The sequence below is a fragment of the Bacillus sp. JJ1764 genome, assembly GCF_036962145.1.
Taxonomy (GTDB): domain Bacteria; phylum Bacillota; class Bacilli; order Bacillales; family Cytobacillaceae; genus Neobacillus.
The window spans coordinates 12,181-28,754 of sequence record NZ_JBALNY010000129.1; the positions used below are offsets into that span (position 1 = coordinate 12,181).

Genomic DNA, 16,574 nt, shown 5'->3' on the forward strand with positions numbered 1-16,574 from the left:
CCTAGAGCGGAAATCAACATACAAATTTAACAGCGCTTAAAAATTATAGGAGGTCTATTATAATGAAACAACTAACAGGCTCACAAATTCGCGCCATGTTTCTAGAATTCTTTAAGGAAAAAGGACATGCTGTTGAACCAAGTGCATCGCTTGTCCCACATGATGATCCATCCTTATTGTGGATTAACAGTGGAGTTGCAACATTAAAAAAGTACTTCGATGGACGTGTCGTTCCGGAAAATCCACGAATTACAAATGCGCAAAAGTCCATTCGGACAAACGATATTGAAAATGTCGGAAAAACCGCACGCCACCATACTTTTTTTGAGATGCTCGGCAATTTTTCCATTGGCGAATATTTCAAAAAAGAGGCAATCGAATGGGCGTGGGAATTCTTAACTGATGAAAAATGGATTGGCTTTGAAAAAGAAAAGCTATCTGTTACCGTTCATCCAGAGGACAACGAAGCTTATGACTTTTGGAATAAGATAATTGGGATTCCAGAAGAACGTATCATTAGACTTGAAGGTAACTTCTGGGATATCGGTGAAGGTCCGAGCGGTCCCAATACAGAGATTTTCTATGATCGTGGCCCAGAATATGGTAATGATCTGAGTGATCCAGAACTGTATCCAGGCGGGGAAAATGAGCGATATTTAGAAGTATGGAACCTAGTGTTTTCCCAATTTAACCATAATCCTGACGGTACATATACGCCGCTTCCAAAGAAAAATATTGATACCGGGATGGGCTTAGAGCGGATGGCTTCCGTTGTTCAAAATGTTCCAACCAACTTCGATACCGATCTATTTATGCCTATTATCCGGGCAACCGAAGAAATTTCCGGAGTGAAATACGGTGCTGACAAGGAAACGGATGTTTCATTCAAAGTGATTGCTGACCACATCCGTACAGTGGCCTTTGCGATTGGGGACGGGGCGCTTCCGTCCAATGAAGGGCGCGGCTATGTATTGCGTCGTTTGCTTCGCCGAGCAGTCCGTTATGCAAAACAAATTAATATTCAGCGCCCGTTTATGTATGAACTGGTCCCTGTTGTTGGGGAGATCATGCATGATTTCTATCCTGAAGTAAAGAATAAAACTGAATTTATCCAGAAGGTTATCAAAACGGAAGAGGAACGCTTCCATGAAACACTTCATGAAGGCTTGGCGATTTTAGCTAGTGTCATTAAAAAGGAAAAAGAAAAAGGTAGCGATACCATAAGCGGTGAAGATATATTCCGTCTTTATGACACATATGGCTTCCCTGTTGAATTAACGGAAGAATATGCAGAAGAAGAAGGTATGAAAGTAGACCACGCAGGCTTTGAGGTGGAAATGGAAGGTCAAAGAGAACGCGCTCGTGCTGCACGTCATGATGAAAATTCCATGCATGTCCAAGGCGGGGCTCTCAGGGACCTTACTGTGGAGAGCCGATTTGTGGGCTATAATGAACTGCATACAGATTCTACCATTTTAGCTATTGTCAAAAATGGTGAACTTGCTGACGAGGCTAAAACAGGTGAAGAGGTTCAAGTCATCCTGAATTCTACTCCATTTTATGCCGAGAGCGGCGGACAAGTTGCCGACCACGGAGTAATCGAAGGCGAAGGTGTTTCTGCTTATGTGAAGGATGTCCAAAAAGCTCCAAATGGACAAAACCTTCATAAAGTTGAAGTAAAATCAGGTATATTGAAAATAAATCAACAGGTAAAAGCAACTGTTGATGACAATAACCGTGCGAAAATTATTAAAAACCACACCGCCACTCACTTGTTGCATCGTGCGTTAAAGGATGTACTTGGAGAGCACGTCAACCAAGCAGGCTCCTTAGTAGAACCTGATCGTTTACGTTTTGACTTCTCTCACTTTGGTCAAATTAAACCGGAAGAGCTTGAGCAAGTTGAAAAAATGGTGAACGAAAAGATTTGGAGCAATATCGAAGTGGATATTAGTTTAAAACCGATTGCAGAGGCTAAATCAATGGGTGCGATGGCTCTCTTCGGCGAAAAATACGGTGATATTGTCCGTGTCGTAAAAGTTGGGGATTACAGTCTAGAGTTGTGTGGCGGTTGCCACGTACCAAATACTTCTGTCATAGGATTATTTAAAATTGTCTCAGAGGGAGGCATAGGTGCCGGAACAAGACGGATTGAAGCTGTTACCGGAGAATCTGCTTACAAGGTTTTAAATGATCAAGTTGGTTTATTAAAAGAAGCTGCTGAGAAGCTGAAAGTTAGTCCTAAAGAAGTGGTAAACCGGATTGAAAACGTGCTGGGTGAAATGAAACAGCTGCAAAGAGAAAATGAGTCACTCGCTGCCAAACTTGGCAATATTGAAGCAGGTAACCTTGTGTCAAAAGCGGTTGAAATTGATGGTGTAACCGTATTGGCTGCAAACGTTCAAGCAGCAGATATAAATAATCTGCGTAATATGGCAGATGACTTAAAGCAAAAATTGGGATCCGCCATTATTGTTTTAGGCAGCGCCAATGATGATAAAGTGAATTTAATCGCTGCTGTAACCAAAGATTTGATTGACAAAGGCTACCATGCAGGCAAGTTGATCAAAGAGGTTGCCGGTCGCTGTGGCGGAGGCGGAGGCGGTCGCCCAGATATGGCCCAAGCAGGCGGAAAAGATCCGGAGAAACTGGATTCTGCTTTGCAATATGTTAGCGAATGGGTAAAATCGGTTTGATAATAGGACAAAGTAGTGTAAAATATTAGTAACTATTACAAGTCGAGGTGCACGAAAATGAGCTCATTTGACAAAACTATGAGATTTAATTTTCCCGAAGAGCCTTTTGAGCATGATGTGAATGATGTGCTTTTTCAGGTATATGAAGCCTTGAAAGAAAAAGGTTATAATCCCATTAATCAAATTGTCGGTTACTTATTATCTGGGGATCCTGCATATATCCCGCGGCATCGAGATGCCCGTAATATTATCCGCAAGCTTGAACGAGATGAGATTATTGAAGAGTTAGTGAAATCGTATCTTAAACAGCGGCGTGAGGGGTAATGAATGCGAATATTGGGTTTAGATGTTGGATCTAAAACAGTTGGTGTCGCCCTAAGTGATGAACTGGGCTGGACAGCACAAGGACTTAAGACTCTTCACATTAATGAGGAGAAGAAACAGTTTGGATTTGAGGAAGTGGGTCAATTAATTCATGAATACCAAGTGAGTAAAGTAGTGATTGGCCTCCCGAAGAATATGAATGGAACCATTGGCCCAAGGGGCGAAGCAAGCAAACAATATGCAGATGAAATTGAACAAAGATTTTCAGTTCCTGCCGTATTGTGGGACGAGCGTCTGACCACCATGGCCGCGGAACGCGTCCTCCTGGAAGCAGATGTAAGTCGAAAAAAACGAAAAAAAGTCATTGATAAAATGGCGGCTGTCATGATCCTTCAAGGATACTTGGACAGTATAAAATAATGAGGTGATAAAATGGCACACGAGCATGAACATATGCATGAAGAAGAAAGCTTTATAACACTAGTAGACGAAGAGGGTAATGAAGAATTATTTGAAATTCTGTTTACTTTTGATTCCGACGAATTTGAAAAATCCTATGTACTTTGTTATCCGGTTGGGGATGTAGAGGAAGATGACGAAGAGGTTGTGGTTCACGCCTATTCTTACATTCCTACAGAGGATGGAGGAATCGGTGAATTAGCACCAGTTCTGACTGATGAAGAATGGGATGTAATTGAAGAAGTATATAACACCTTTACTCAAGATGAGGAAGGCGAAGAATAAGTTTCAAAAGAATCAGCTGAATACAGCTGGTTCTTTTTTTTTGCCAAAATTAAACATAAATTGACATTTTTCTTTTCCTATGTTGAAATAATTACGATGTCTAAAATTTCAGGATGCAATGATTTTATAGAATAATATGTTCATTACATAGGATGTTTTGAAATAAAAGAGAAGGGGGAACTATATGACCACTGATAAAAAGGACATAATTCGCAAAAAAATGCTTGATCGCCAAAATGAAGCAAGAGTTGTTAGAAAAATTGTATTTATGATTTCGCTATTATTTCTCATACTAATCATTTTAATTGGCGGTGGAGGTTACCTATATATCCAATCGGCTTTAAAGCCTGTTGATGCAGACAGCAAGACTCAGAAAAAGGTAGAAATTCCGATCGGGTCTTCCGTGACTGGTATAGGTGAAACGTTAAAGGAGAAAGGCATCATTAAAGACGCAAAAGTATTTAAGTACTATGTTAAATTTAAAAATGAGGGAGGCTTCATGGCTGGTGAATACCAGTTAAGCCCCTCAATGGATGTCCCTGAAATTGTCAGCAGGTTAAAAACGGGAAAGGTTCAAGCTAAACCTAGTCTCAAAATGACCATTCCTGAAGGAAAACAACTAACGGATATTGCCGCCATAATGGCGAATGCTACGAAACAAAATCCGGCAGATATTATGAATAAATTAAATAACAGAGAATTTATCCAAACGATTATGACCAAATATCCGGACATCTTTACTAATGAAATCTTGAATCCTTCTGTCAAATATCCTTTGGAAGGGTACCTGTTCCCGGCAACTTATTCTTTCTTTAAACCAAATCCATCCGTTGATCAAATGGTTTACGCCATGCTCGATAAAACTCGCGAGGTATTAGCCGATTATACCGATGATATGGACAGGAAAAAACAATCGGTCCACCAAATGTTGACAATGGCATCGTTAGTAGAAGAGGAAGCAACTGCCAAAACGGATCGTAAAAAGATTGCTAGCGTCTTTTATAATCGAATAAAAAAAGGAATGCCGCTACAGACAGACCCTACTGTATTATATGCCCAGGGTAGACATAAGGAAAAAGTGGTGTATAAGGATTTAGAAGTTGAATCACCTTATAACACCTATCAAAATACTGGTTTGCCTCCGGGACCAATTTCCAATGCTGGCAAATCATCAATTGAAGCAGTACTTAAACCAGCGGATACAGATTATTTTTATTTCTTGGCAACAGACACAGGTGACATAATTTTTTCAAAAACACTGGAAGAGCATAATCTGGCAAAGGCAAAATATATTTCCAATAAAAAATAATATAGACAAAGAGGGAATCAATAGCATTCCCTCTTAATTTATGTTAAAATAGTTCAAGTGTTTAATAAGGGAACCATAGCGTCACTCACGGTAACTTATGAGCAGTATCTCCAATTCAATGGAGAATTGTGCGTCATTTTCTGTGAACGCTATTTTTTATGTCTAAAGAGCATTTATTTGGCAAGAATGCTTTTAAAGGAAAAAGAGGTGAGGGCAGCTTGTTAAATGAGAAGCTGCATTCTTATATAGAAGGCCTAATAAACGAGCGGGATCCTTTGTTTCTTGAAATGGAGCAATATGCAAACCAGCATAATATTCCGATCATGGAGCTTGCCGGAATTGAAACCATGCTGCAACTGCTCCGAATCCATCGTTCTAAGAAGGTTTTAGAAGTAGGCACAGCAATCGGTTACTCTGCCTTAAGAATGGCTGATGTTCTTCCAAAGGATGGCCAAATCGTAACCCTTGAGCGTGATGAGGAAAGAATGATAGTTGCTAAAGAATTTATCAGTCGCTCGACTCACAATGGCCAAATCAACCTTATTCAAGGTGATGCCTTGGAGCTTGAAGATCAAGTGAAACCCCATGCTCCTTTTGATGCCATTTTTATTGATGCGGCAAAAGGGCAATATAAAAAATTCTTTGAAATCTATTCCAAATATCTTACATCGGACGGATTAATCATCACCGATAACGTTCTATTTAAAGGTTTAGTAGCTGAGCCGGAAATTGAATCCAAGCGTACGCGAAACCTTGTAAAAAAAATTAATGAGTTTAACCGTTGGTTAATGAGTCATCCCGACTATCACTCAGTGATTCTTCCAGTGGGGGATGGGGTCGCGATTAGCAAAAGAAGAGGTGAGCAAAAATGAAGAAACCAGAGCTATTAGTTACACCCATCTCTGTTGACGACATTTTGCCTTTGGCAGAGGCCGGAGCGGACGCATTTGTTATTGGTGAACAGCGATACGGACTGCGCTTGGCAGGTGAATTTAGCAGAGAAGAAGTGAAGCAGGCAATTGAACTGGCACATTCTAAAGGCAAGATCGTATATGTTGCAATGAACGCCATTTTCCATAATGAAAAAATTGAGGAACTTGACGATTATATACGTTTTGTTGCGGATGCAAATGCTGATGGTATTATTTTCGGTGATCCCGCTGTGTTAATGGCAGCCCGAGAAGCGGCTCCAGAAATGAAGTTGCATTGGAGTACCGAAACAACAGGTACAAACTGGTATACCTGTAACTATTGGGGCAGAAAAGGGGCTAAGAGAGCCGTGCTGGCCCGTGAAATTAATATGGATTCCATTGTTGAAGTGAAAGAAAATGCCGAAGTTGAAATTGAAGTTCAGGTTCACGGAATGAGTTGTATGTTTCAATCGAAACGTTCCCTATTAGGCAATTATTTTGAATATCAGGGAAAAGCGATGGAGATTGAAAATCGTAAACAACAAAAAAACATGTTCCTACATGACAAAGAACGAGGGAATAAATATCCTATTTTCGAAGATGAAAATGGTACTCATATCATGAGTCCTAATGATATGTGCATTATTGACGAGCTTCAGGATATGCTTGAGGCTGGTGTTGACTCTTTTAAAATCGATGGCATACTAAAAAGCCCGGAATATATTCTTGAAGTAACAAAGGCCTATCGGAAAGCAATCGATTTATTCTTTGAAGCCCCGGATCTATACGAAGAACAAAAGGACGAACTGCTTGAAAGAATCGAGGAAATTCAGCCCGTAAACCGTTCATTAGATACAGGTTTCTTTTTCAAGGAAACCGTTTATTAAAAAAGGGAGGGGTTCATGTATGAGTATTGTAAAAGATAAAATCTCCGAAATCATTGACGGTAAACGTGTCATAGTGAAGAAGCCCGAACTCCTTGCACCTGCAGGAAATCTTGAAAAATTAAAAATTGCTGTTCAGTATGGTGCCGATGCTGTATTTATTGGCGGTCAAGAATATGGACTTCGTTCCAATGCAGATAATTTTTCACAAGAAGAAATGAAGGAAGGCGTAGAATTTGCGAAGAAATACGGCGCCAAAATCTATGTCACCACGAATATTTATGCCCATAATGAAAATATTTCAGGGTTAGAAGAATACCTTTACGGTCTAAAAGAGGCCGGTGTTGCAGGGATTATTGTTGCTGACCCGCTCATCATCGAGACCTGTCGCCGAATTGCTCCGGAAATTGAAATTCATTTAAGTACGCAACAATCCCTTTCTAACTGGAAAGCCGTTCAATTTTGGAAGGAAGAAGGTCTTGAACGGGTAGTTCTAGCTCGAGAAACCAGTGCTGAGGAAATAAGAGAAATGAAAGAAAAGGTTGATATTGAAATTGAAACCTTTATTCATGGGGCGATGTGTATTGCCTATTCTGGCCGCTGTACGTTAAGCAATCATATGACTGCGAGAGATTCAAACCGCGGTGGTTGCTGTCAATCCTGCCGATGGGACTACGACCTATATCAATTAGAAGGCAGTGACAATCAAGAGGTAGCTTTATTCAATGAGAATGAATCACCATTTGCAATGAGTCCAAAAGATCTAAATCTTATACAGTCCATTCCTAAAATGATTGAGTTGGGGATAGACAGTTTAAAAATTGAAGGCAGGATGAAATCGATTCACTATATTGCTACGGTTGTCAGTGTGTATCGTAAGATCATTGATGCTTATTGTGCGGATCCCGATAACTTTGTCATTAAGAAAGAGTGGCTAGAGGAATTGGACAAATGCGCAAACCGTGAAACAGCTCCAGCATTTTTTGAAGGGGTTCCAGGGTATAAAGAGCAAATGTTTGGTAATCATAGCAAAAAGACAACGTTTGAATTTGTCGGGCTTGTATTGAATTATAATCCGGATACACAAATGGTTACATTGCAGCAGCGTAATCATTTTAAACCGGGGGATGAAGTGGAATTCTTTGGACCAGAAATTCAAAACTTCACTCATGTTATTGATAAAATTTGGGATGAAAAAGGGAATGAACTGGACGCTGCAAGACATCCGCTTCAAATTGTACAATTTAAAATGGAAAAACCGGTTTACCCTAACAACATGATGCGAAAGGAGAACTAACTTGATGCGCAAACCAGTTGTTATTGGTGTTACCGGCGGCTCTGGCTCCGGAAAAACAAGTGTGACAAAAGCCATCTATGAAAGTTTTAAAGGTCATTCTATATTAATTATTGAGCAGGATTATTATTATAAGGACCAAAGTGATTTGCCGTTTGAAGAACGTTTGAAAACAAATTATGATCATCCTCTGGCATTTGATAATGATTTGCTGATTGAACATATTAAGAAGCTATTGCGTTATGAGCCAATCGATAAGCCAGTCTATGATTATACGATCCATACCCGTTCAGAAGAGGTTATTCCAGTTGAACCAAAGGATGTCATTATTCTAGAAGGCATTTTGGTTTTAGAAGATGAGCGCCTCCGCGATTTAATGGATATTAAATTATTTGTGGATACAGACGCTGATTTACGGATTATCCGCCGGTTAACCCGTGATATCCAAGAGCGTGGCCGTACTTTTGATTCGGTTATTGAGCAATATATAAATGTGGTCCGTCCTATGCACAACCAATTTATTGAACCGACAAAGCGTTATGCCGATGTGATTATCCCAGAAGGCGGACAAAACTATGTGGCAATTGATTTAATGGTAACGAAAATACAAACAATTCTTGAACAAAAATCAATTTTATGAAACAATAGCAAAAGATAATCCTGATTCATGTGAGGATGGATAGGTAGTTGCGCGCCCTGACCCATTTAGGACGCGCTACTATGTCTTATGCCTTAATTGGCATAAACTTTACATAATGGACATACACAATTCTATGGGGTTTTGTGAAGACTAGAAGGAGTGAGGATTTTGGCAACTGAAAAAGTATTTCCAATGACACAAGCTGGAAAAGAAAAGCTTGAGCAAGAGCTTGAGTATTTGAAAACGGTTAAACGTAAAGAAGTGGTGGAAAGAATAAAAATCGCCCGTAGCTTCGGTGATTTATCAGAAAACTCTGAGTATGATTCTGCAAAAGAAGAACAAGCCTTTGTTGAAGGTAGAATAACTACCTTAGAAAATATGATTCGTAATGCCAAAATTATTGCGGAAAGTGAAATGGCCAGTGATTCAGTATCACTTGGTAGTTCTGTCACTTTTGTTGAGCTTCCAGATGGCGATGAAGAGACCTATTCTATCGTGGGAAGTGCAGAAGCTGATCCGTTTGAAGGCAAAATTTCAAACGATTCACCAATTGCAAAAAGCCTAATTGGTAAAAAAGTAGGCGATACCGTCTCGGTGCAAACACCTGGCGGAGAAATGACAGTTAAGATCGTAAGTATTAAATAATTGTTTGAAAAAAGCAAACCTCGTCAACACTTTTGACGAGGTGTTTTTTTATGTGGAAAAAACGTGCTATTGCTTGGTTGTTCATTTGTATTTTCGGCTTTATGCTACTTTTAGCAAGATTAATGCAGATTCAATTATTTGAAACGGAAGCCTTTTCCAAGCATAACGTCAATTTACTGGAAGAGAGTGTTAATCAACGAACCCAAGAAATTGTTATTGATAACGGGAGAGGGAATTTCCTTGACCGTAATGGAGAAATGCTTACTTACAAAAAGGAACGAGTCCTTGTCTTATTTCCTTTTTTAAAAAAAATGAATTGGAATGCGGCTAAGGTAGCAGAAATAATGGGGGTCTCCCAAAGCTCCATACAAGCAACATTAGGATCATCGAAGAAGCCATTTGCCTACGGCGAACCTGAACCAATAGAATTGACAGCTTCACAAATGGAGGAAATCAATGCACTCAAAATTCCCGGTGTATTTGCCGTTGAGCAAAAGTTTGAACGGGCAAGTATACCTGCTGAACAGTTAATCGGATTAACAGGAGAAAATCCCAAGGAATTGGCCAAACGTTATCCTGACAAAGAGCTTTCAGAGAAAACACTAATTGGTGTAACCGGGCTCGAAGAAAGCTTTGATGAGTTCCTGTTGCCCGAAGGAAAATCAAAGCTTGTTTACCATGTTGATGGCGGAGGAGCGCCTCTCTTTGGAATCAATGTGAAATATATTGACCCGGCCAACCCGTTTTATCCGGTAAATGTACGAACTACAATTGATAAAACTATACAGGAAAAAGCAGAGGAATTGGTTGAAAAGTATGGAATAAAAAAGGGTGGATTAGTTCTTCTAAATATCGAGGATAACAGTATTGAAGCACTTGTTTCACGTCCTCTGATTAATAAAAATAATCCATATAATGGGATCGGTATGACCAATCAAATAGTAAATCAACAAATCATCGGCTCTGTGTTTAAAACAGTTGTCGCTGCAGCAGCAATTGATCAAAATCTCGACAGCCCGGGGAGAATGTTTGACTGCAGTAAAAAAATTAACGGGAAACCGGAACACAAATACAATTACGGGATGCTTACTTTTTCCGACAGCTTTGCAAGAAGCTGTAATCAAACATTCGGAGAACTGGCTAGAGAACTTCAAAAAATGAATCCACAGATGCTCGAAACTTATGCCGAACGATTATCGTTAACCGGTGCCGTGGGGTGGAATGGTGATATTTATCATACCAGTGACTTTAAACAATTCCCTGATGAGGATAAAGGCAGGGTTTTCCTGTCAGAGGAAGCAAGGAAAGATGCTAATTTTGTTGCCATGTCCGGAATTGGTCAGCACGAAGTCCGTTCTACTCCTTTAGCAGTAGCCAATATGATGGCCACCATTGCCAGAGGTGGGAAAAAGGAAATGGTGCGGGCAGTGTCCAAGATTGAATTTAAAAACGGAACCACAATGGTACCTTTTCCGAAAAAAGAGTTATCAGGCGATTCAATTTCACCGTATACAGCAATGAAACTTCAGAAACTCCTCCGAGAAGTGGTAACAAATCCAAATGGTACAGGAAGATGGTTTAAAGATTTGCCAGATGAAGTAGCTGGTAAGTCAGGCACAGCTGAAACAGGAAAATATCTGGATGGAAAACAACTACATAATAAATGGTTTGCCGGCTATTTTCCATTTCAATCACCGAAATATGCCTTAGTATGTTTCAATCTAGACGTTATAGAGGATGAGGGTGGGGTTAATTCTTTGTTCGCTGATATGGTGAAAATGCTTCATGAAAAGGAAACAGGGAATTTTTAATAGGGAATATTTCTTCAAGTTCACAACATTTCATGTTAGAATATTCACAGCCTAGTTTTTAGGAGGAGAGTTTTACATGAAAAATGAAGCGAATCAAAATTCACGATCAGATTATCGGGCAAAAAGGAAAAAAACAAACTATATTCTAAATGGCTTAATTGTATTAGTTTTAGTGTTAATTATGATTGTTGCATATAATATTTTTGTTTCTGATAATGATCATGCATCATCAACAAATCATGAGACTTCAAAGACTGTGCAAAAGGAAACGACAACTAAAAAAGATTCGAATAAAGTTCCAACCACTACAAAAGAAAAGAATTCTTCTAACGATTCAGAAAAAGTCAAAGATGATCAAGAGGATCAGGATACGACAACAGGAACTGCCGATGATTCACAGGCTGTTAGTACCGATGGAGGTAGTACTGCCAATGTGATTAAAACGATTGAAAACCCGTCCTGGAAGCCAGTTGGTACATCCCAAACAGGTGAACATTCTCCTGTATACGATACAACATCCGCAGATTGGCAGGAAATGATTAGTGCACTATCATATGCAACTGGAATAGACCAAAGCAATATGAGTGTTTATTGGCTAGGAAGGGATAAATCAACATCCAATGCTTCAGTTGGCACTGTGTATTCCAAGGATAAACAGCAAAAATATCGTGTGTTTATTAAATGGGTAGATGGTGAAGGCTGGATGCCAACAAAAGTGGAAGAATTAGCTGAATTAGAAAGATAAGCATGAAGAAGGGCCCTATAAAAGGGTCTTTCTATTTTTTTTGCTTTTTGGCTAGTAAACACATTTAATTTTAATTCATAGTATACATATGGGAATAATTTTTAAAAAAACACAGTTATTTACTTAACATTCTTTCTAAAGATGGTAAAATAGTGTTCGCGGATACGTTACCAAAATCCGAGGTACATTAAACAATGTAGAGACCATTAGAAAGAGGTAAAACTATGAAAATTGCCATTATTGGTGCAATGGAAGAAGAAGTGACATTATTAAGAGACCATATTGAAGGGCAAACACAGGAAACGGTTGCCGGCTGTGAATTCACTTTTGGAACGATGAAAGGCGCGGAGGTTATTTTGCTTCGTTCCGGCATTGGTAAAGTGAATGCCGCAATGTCTACGACCATTTTACTTGAAAAATATAAACCTGATTACGTAATTAATACAGGTTCAGCAGGTGGATTAAACCCTGAATTGAATGTCGGAGATGCAGTTATTTCAACAGAGGTGCGCCATCATGATGTGGATGTAACAGCCTTTGGATATGAATACGGTCAGGTGCCACAGCTTCCTGCTGCGTTTACAGCTGATGAGAAGCTGATTAACATTGCTGAAGAGGCTGCAAATGAATTAAATAGTTTTCAAATTGTCAGAGGATTAATTGTAACAGGAGATTCCTTTATGGAAAATGCTGAGCGAGTTTCATTTATTCAATCAAAATTTACGGACCTGCAGGCTGTTGAAATGGAGGCCGCTGCGGTGGCGCAGGTGGCTCATCGTTTTGGTGTTCCATTTGTCATAATTCGTTCATTATCAGATATTGCCGGTAAGCAATCGGAAATCTCCTTTGATCAGTTTATTGATAAAGCGGCAACAAATTCTGCCACGTTGGTCATGAAAATGGTGGCAGCTTTAAAAAGCTCACAGGAGTGAAAACATGAAGGTTTATAAAAACGTCCATGAATTAATTGGGCATACACCAATAGTTGAAATCACACAATTTTCTTTGCCTGATGGTGTTCGCATGTTTGCGAAACTTGAATTCATGAACCCTGGAGGAAGTGTAAAGGACAGGTTGGGAATGGAGCTGCTCCAGGATGCTTTTTCCGGTGGAAAGCTTCGTGAAGGTGGGACGATCATTGAGCCGACGGCAGGAAACACGGGGATTGGGGTGGCGCTGGCTGCCATTAATAAAGGTCTGAAAGTAATTTTTTGTGTACCAGAAAAGTTCAGTACAGAAAAACAGGCGATTATGAAAGCTTTAGGAGCCACGATTATCAATACCCCAACAGAAAAGGGAATGAAGGGAGCCATTGCGAAAGCGGAGGAACTCCTTCAGGAAATTCCTGGCTCTTTTTGTCCGCAGCAGTTTGCTAATCCAGCTAATCCCGCAACTTATTATAAAACTCTTGGTCCGGAGCTTTGGGAGCAACTTGAGGGAAGGATCGATATCTTCGTTGCCGGAGCTGGTTCCGGGGGAACCTTTATGGGTACGGCACGATACTTAAAGGAAAAAGATTTCAAAATAAAGACTGTGATTGTGGAGCCGCAGGGCTCGATATTGAATGGCGGGGAGCCAGGTCCGCATAAAACAGAAGGGATTGGGATGGAATTTTTGCCGACTTTTATGGATACGTCTTACTTTGATGCGATTCATAGCATCACAGATGAGGCAGCCTTTCAGCTTGTCAAAGAATTAGCGGCTAAAGAGGGGCTTCTAGTAGGCAGTTCTTCTGGTGCCGCTTTTCATGCAGCATTATTGGAGGCAGAAAAGGCAAGTCCTGGTACGAATATTGTTGTGATTTTCCCTGATGGCAGCGAGCGCTATTTAAGCAAGAAGATTTTTGAAGGAGGAATTTAGCTTTGAAACGAAAAACAAGATTAATCCATGGTGGTATCAGCGAGGACCCAGCAACAGGTGCAGTTTCCTTTCCTATATATCAAGTTAGTACGTATAGGCAGGAAGGAGTCGGAGGGCATAGAGGCTTTGAATATTCCAGAACCGGAAACCCAACGAGACATGCGCTAGAAGAGCTCATTAAAGACATTGAAGGCGGAACAGCAGGGTTTGCCTTCGGTTCAGGGATGGCAGCTATAACAGCGGTTATTATGCTGTTTAATAGCGGGGATCATGTTGTCTTAACAGATGATGTCTATGGAGGAACCTTCCGCGTTGTAACCAAGGTACTAAACCGAATGGGCATTGAATCAACGTTCGTGGATACAAGCGATTTGGAAAATATTAAACAGGCAATTAGGCCAAATACGAAAGCTATTTATATAGAAACACCAACGAATCCCCTATTAAAAGTAACTGATATTGCAGCAGCATCTAAATTGGCAAAAGAGCATGGATTATTAACAATTGTTGATAATACATTTTCAACCCCATATTGGCAAAATCCGTTAGAGCTGGGCACAGACATTGTGTTGCACAGTGCAACCAAATATATTGGCGGTCACAGTGACGTGGTTGCAGGCTTGGTTGTCGTAAATAGTGACCAGTTGGCTAAAGATTTGCATTTTGTACAGAATTCCACCGGTGGTGTGTTGGGTCCTCAGGATTCCTGGCTGCTAATTAGAGGAATCAAAACTTTGGGTGTTCGTATGGAAGAAACAGAAGCTAATACAAAAGCAATTGTTGAATTTTTGCAACATCATCCAAAAGTGAAAAAGGTCTATTATCCTGGGCTGGAAACACACCCGGGACATGATATAGCTAAAAAACAGGCACGCGGCTTTGGCGGAATGATTTCTTTCGACGTTGGCAGCGGAGAAAACGCTGACCAACTCCTTAGCAAAGTTAAATACTTTACTTTGGCTGAAAGTCTTGGAGCAGTTGAGAGCCTTATCTCTGTTCCTGCCAGAATGACTCATGCATCTATTCCGGTAGAACGGAGAGCAGAACTCGGAATTACTGACGGCCTTGTCCGTATCTCAGTTGGAATTGAAGATGTTGAAGACCTGATAGAAGACCTAACGGAAGCACTTGGATTATAGCAGTAAAGGTGACAGGCACCATGTGATTTTTTCACTTGGTGCCTGTCACCTTTTTACTAATATTTACATAAAGAATGATAAACAGTTCTGTGGTACAGTAGGGTTGTAGTTTAAGAGAAGCAGGTGATGAGGATGAAACAAAAGGTGAAGTCACTTTATGAACGTATGGTGGATTTTAAACGATTCGGCATAGTACTGTTAGTATTCGGGATCTTCTTTTATTTTGGATTGATTATACCATCTGATGCTAAGACGGAAATGGACAGGGATGTGTTGATGATTGGTTCAACGTCTTTTATGGCGGCGTCCATTTTATTTTTCACACTTTCCAAGCAGAGCTACTTAAAACTACTAAAATCAGAAGAAGGCCAAGATTATTTATCGAAAAAATAAGCGTTCTCCTTTTTTCATAGGGAGCGCTTTTTTTGTGGGCTTTTAATCTAATTTAAAAGAAATTCCATAAAGTGGTTTACAAATACTGTATGAGTGGATATAATTGCCGTAGTAAGTAAAAAATTCCAAAAGGAGGTCGAAGAAGATGATGTTATTGAATACTAACCCATACGCAAGTGCTACAACTTTATATGTGAATATCATGCATTCGACCAGATTGGAATGGATTGCTTAATTTTTATTAAGTGCTTATACATATCCATGCCGCAGGGAGAATGACGCCTTGCGGTATTTTTGTGCCTAAAAAAGACCGGCCGCAAGGAAGTGACTTCTTGCGGCCTTTTTGTGCCCTTTTTAAGAGCAATCAGGATATGGTTGGCATAAATTAGAAATTGTTGTGAGACAACAACAATCTTTTAGGAGGTGGGAACCCATGACTCTGAATATTTTATTTTTCAGTATTACCATTAAAAAACAAGCAGTTAACCTGGATGATGCCATTCATCAAGAAATGGTTGAAAAGCTTTATGAAGAACACAAGGATCGTCAAATGACTATGCGTCAATTTGTCTAATCTTAAAGGTGACTAAAAAGAGGAAGTGAATAATCATGACACTAAATATTTTATTTTTCAGAATTACCATTAAAAAACGAACTGTTGACCTAAACGAAGCCATTCGTCTGGAAATGGTCGATAAGCTTTATGAAGAACATAAGGATCGTCAAATGACTGTTCGTCCATTTATCTAATTTTAAGGGGAATAAAAAGGAAGTGAGACAACATGACCCTAAATATTTTGTTTTTAACCATTACGATCGCAAGACGGCAAAAAAGCCTTGAAGAGGCTTTGCACCAAGAGATGGTAGAAAAGCTATATGAAGAAAACAAAGATCGTCAATATTCAACACTCTACCGTTATATGTAATAACAAAATGATTTTTAATTGAGAAAAGAAAGGTGGTTTTACTTATGTTTTATAAATTAAAAGGCCGAGGAGACAGCATTTGGGGTATGAAAGATACCACCTAGCGGAAATACGAACGTAGGAGGTAAAAGAATGCCGTTGCATTGTTTATTATTGTCACTTATTTTCAAAAGTTTGAAAAAGAAATAATATAATATCCTAAATGAATTTATTGCAAAGAGTTACCATGTTTCGTTAACAAATTGTTCATATA

Annotated in this window: 19 protein-coding genes; all 19 read left to right on the forward strand. The window is 39.6% G+C overall.

The window, feature by feature from the left end; all coding sequences use genetic code 11:
• Positions 1 to 62 precede the first annotated feature (62 nt).
• The 19 genes from alaS to V7083_RS17540 all read left to right on the forward strand — a co-directional run bounded on the left by alaS (position 63) and on the right by V7083_RS17540 (position 16,321).
• Positions 63 to 2,696 (forward strand): alanine--tRNA ligase, encoded by a 2,634-nt coding sequence (gene alaS / locus V7083_RS17450; RefSeq protein WP_335480227.1) that lies wholly within the window; start codon positions 63 to 65, stop codon positions 2,694 to 2,696.
• 57 nt (positions 2,697 to 2,753) lie between these two features.
• Positions 2,754 to 3,020 (forward strand): IreB family regulatory phosphoprotein, encoded by a 267-nt coding sequence (locus tag V7083_RS17455; protein WP_335480230.1) that lies wholly within the window; start codon positions 2,754 to 2,756, stop codon positions 3,018 to 3,020.
• Positions 3,021 to 3,023: 3 nt separating this feature from the next.
• The gene (gene ruvX, locus V7083_RS17460) at positions 3,024 to 3,440 is read left to right on the forward strand and encodes a Holliday junction resolvase RuvX (RefSeq protein ID WP_335480233.1); all 417 of its coding nucleotides are present in this window, start codon (positions 3,024 to 3,026) and stop codon (positions 3,438 to 3,440) included.
• A gap of 12 nt (positions 3,441 to 3,452) precedes the next feature.
• On the forward strand, positions 3,453 to 3,764 hold the full coding sequence (locus tag V7083_RS17465) for a DUF1292 domain-containing protein (protein ID WP_335480236.1): 312 nt from the start codon (positions 3,453 to 3,455) through the stop codon (positions 3,762 to 3,764).
• Between the two features lie 184 nt (positions 3,765 to 3,948).
• Entirely contained in the window at positions 3,949 to 5,073 is a 1,125-nt protein-coding gene (gene mltG / locus V7083_RS17470) for an endolytic transglycosylase MltG (RefSeq protein WP_335480238.1), read from the forward strand.
• A gap of 218 nt (positions 5,074 to 5,291) precedes the next feature.
• Positions 5,292 to 5,945, forward strand: a complete 654-nt coding sequence (locus tag V7083_RS17475) for an O-methyltransferase (RefSeq protein ID WP_335480349.1) — start codon at positions 5,292 to 5,294, stop codon at positions 5,943 to 5,945.
• Positions 5,942 to 6,871, forward strand: coding sequence for a peptidase U32 family protein (locus V7083_RS17480; protein WP_335480241.1), 930 nt, complete (start codon positions 5,942 to 5,944; stop codon positions 6,869 to 6,871). The genes V7083_RS17475 and V7083_RS17480 overlap by 4 nt, the downstream gene beginning before the upstream one ends.
• 19 nt (positions 6,872 to 6,890) lie before the next feature.
• The gene (locus tag V7083_RS17485) at positions 6,891 to 8,165 is read left to right on the forward strand and encodes a peptidase U32 family protein (RefSeq protein WP_335480244.1); all 1,275 of its coding nucleotides are present in this window, start codon (positions 6,891 to 6,893) and stop codon (positions 8,163 to 8,165) included.
• A 1-nt stretch (position 8,166) separates the two neighbouring features.
• Positions 8,167 to 8,802: a uridine kinase gene (gene udk / locus V7083_RS17490; RefSeq protein ID WP_335480246.1), complete on the forward strand. Its 636-nt coding sequence runs from the start codon at positions 8,167 to 8,169 to the stop codon at positions 8,800 to 8,802.
• A 168-nt stretch (positions 8,803 to 8,970) separates the two neighbouring features.
• Positions 8,971 to 9,447 carry a transcription elongation factor GreA gene (greA, locus tag V7083_RS17495; protein WP_335480249.1) on the forward strand — a complete coding sequence of 159 codons (477 nt, stop codon included), beginning with the start codon at positions 8,971 to 8,973 and terminating at the stop codon, positions 9,445 to 9,447.
• Positions 9,448 to 9,497: 50 nt separating this feature from the next.
• Positions 9,498 to 11,258, forward strand: a complete 1,761-nt coding sequence (locus V7083_RS17500) for a peptidoglycan D,D-transpeptidase FtsI family protein (protein ID WP_335480252.1) — start codon at positions 9,498 to 9,500, stop codon at positions 11,256 to 11,258.
• Between the two features lie 76 nt (positions 11,259 to 11,334).
• On the forward strand, positions 11,335 to 12,003 hold the full coding sequence (locus V7083_RS17505) for a YrrS family protein (RefSeq protein ID WP_335480254.1): 669 nt from the start codon (positions 11,335 to 11,337) through the stop codon (positions 12,001 to 12,003).
• A gap of 224 nt (positions 12,004 to 12,227) precedes the next feature.
• A complete protein-coding gene (gene mtnN / locus V7083_RS17510) occupies positions 12,228 to 12,935 on the forward strand; it encodes a 5'-methylthioadenosine/S-adenosylhomocysteine nucleosidase (RefSeq protein ID WP_335480257.1) in 708 nt (235 codons plus the stop codon).
• Between the two features lie 4 nt (positions 12,936 to 12,939).
• Positions 12,940 to 13,863 (forward strand): PLP-dependent cysteine synthase family protein, encoded by a 924-nt coding sequence (locus tag V7083_RS17515; protein WP_335480260.1) that lies wholly within the window; start codon positions 12,940 to 12,942, stop codon positions 13,861 to 13,863.
• Positions 13,864 to 13,865: 2 nt separating this feature from the next.
• The gene (locus V7083_RS17520) at positions 13,866 to 15,002 is read left to right on the forward strand and encodes a bifunctional cystathionine gamma-lyase/homocysteine desulfhydrase (protein WP_335480263.1); all 1,137 of its coding nucleotides are present in this window, start codon (positions 13,866 to 13,868) and stop codon (positions 15,000 to 15,002) included.
• A gap of 132 nt (positions 15,003 to 15,134) precedes the next feature.
• Positions 15,135 to 15,395, forward strand: a complete 261-nt coding sequence (locus tag V7083_RS17525; RefSeq protein WP_335480266.1) for a YrhC family protein — start codon at positions 15,135 to 15,137, stop codon at positions 15,393 to 15,395.
• Positions 15,396 to 15,828: 433 nt separating this feature from the next.
• A complete protein-coding gene (locus tag V7083_RS17530) occupies positions 15,829 to 15,969 on the forward strand; it encodes a YrzI family small protein (protein ID WP_335480269.1) in 141 nt (46 codons plus the stop codon).
• A gap of 35 nt (positions 15,970 to 16,004) precedes the next feature.
• Positions 16,005 to 16,145 (forward strand): YrzI family small protein, encoded by a 141-nt coding sequence (locus tag V7083_RS17535; protein WP_335480272.1) that lies wholly within the window; start codon positions 16,005 to 16,007, stop codon positions 16,143 to 16,145.
• Positions 16,146 to 16,177: 32 nt separating this feature from the next.
• The gene (locus V7083_RS17540; protein ID WP_335480274.1) at positions 16,178 to 16,321 is read left to right on the forward strand and encodes a YrzI family small protein; all 144 of its coding nucleotides are present in this window, start codon (positions 16,178 to 16,180) and stop codon (positions 16,319 to 16,321) included.
• Positions 16,322 to 16,574: the final 253 nt, after the last annotated feature.

Excerpts from the sequence above, each read along its gene's own strand:
- ruvX (WP_335480233.1), top strand. The coding sequence starts at position 3,024 with ATGCGAATATTGGGTTTAGATGTTGGATCTAAAACAGTTGGTGTCGCC.
- V7083_RS17535 (WP_335480272.1), top strand. The coding sequence starts at position 16,005 with ATGACACTAAATATTTTATTTTTCAGAATTACCATTAAAAAACGAACT.
- V7083_RS17530 (WP_335480269.1), top strand. The coding sequence starts at position 15,829 with ATGACTCTGAATATTTTATTTTTCAGTATTACCATTAAAAAACAAGCA.
- V7083_RS17540 (WP_335480274.1), top strand. The coding sequence starts at position 16,178 with ATGACCCTAAATATTTTGTTTTTAACCATTACGATCGCAAGACGGCAA.
- V7083_RS17455 (WP_335480230.1), top strand. The coding sequence starts at position 2,754 with ATGAGCTCATTTGACAAAACTATGAGATTTAATTTTCCCGAAGAGCCT.
- V7083_RS17500 (WP_335480252.1), top strand. The coding sequence starts at position 9,498 with ATGTGGAAAAAACGTGCTATTGCTTGGTTGTTCATTTGTATTTTCGGC.
- V7083_RS17465 (WP_335480236.1), top strand. The coding sequence starts at position 3,453 with ATGGCACACGAGCATGAACATATGCATGAAGAAGAAAGCTTTATAACA.
- V7083_RS17525 (WP_335480266.1), top strand. The coding sequence starts at position 15,135 with ATGAAACAAAAGGTGAAGTCACTTTATGAACGTATGGTGGATTTTAAA.
- mltG (WP_335480238.1), top strand. The coding sequence starts at position 3,949 with ATGACCACTGATAAAAAGGACATAATTCGCAAAAAAATGCTTGATCGC.
- V7083_RS17480 (WP_335480241.1), top strand. The coding sequence starts at position 5,942 with ATGAAGAAACCAGAGCTATTAGTTACACCCATCTCTGTTGACGACATT.
- V7083_RS17485 (WP_335480244.1), top strand. The coding sequence starts at position 6,891 with ATGAGTATTGTAAAAGATAAAATCTCCGAAATCATTGACGGTAAACGT.
- V7083_RS17515 (WP_335480260.1), top strand. The coding sequence starts at position 12,940 with ATGAAGGTTTATAAAAACGTCCATGAATTAATTGGGCATACACCAATA.
- mtnN (WP_335480257.1), top strand. The coding sequence starts at position 12,228 with ATGAAAATTGCCATTATTGGTGCAATGGAAGAAGAAGTGACATTATTA.
- alaS (WP_335480227.1), top strand. The coding sequence starts at position 63 with ATGAAACAACTAACAGGCTCACAAATTCGCGCCATGTTTCTAGAATTC.
- V7083_RS17505 (WP_335480254.1), top strand. The coding sequence starts at position 11,335 with ATGAAAAATGAAGCGAATCAAAATTCACGATCAGATTATCGGGCAAAA.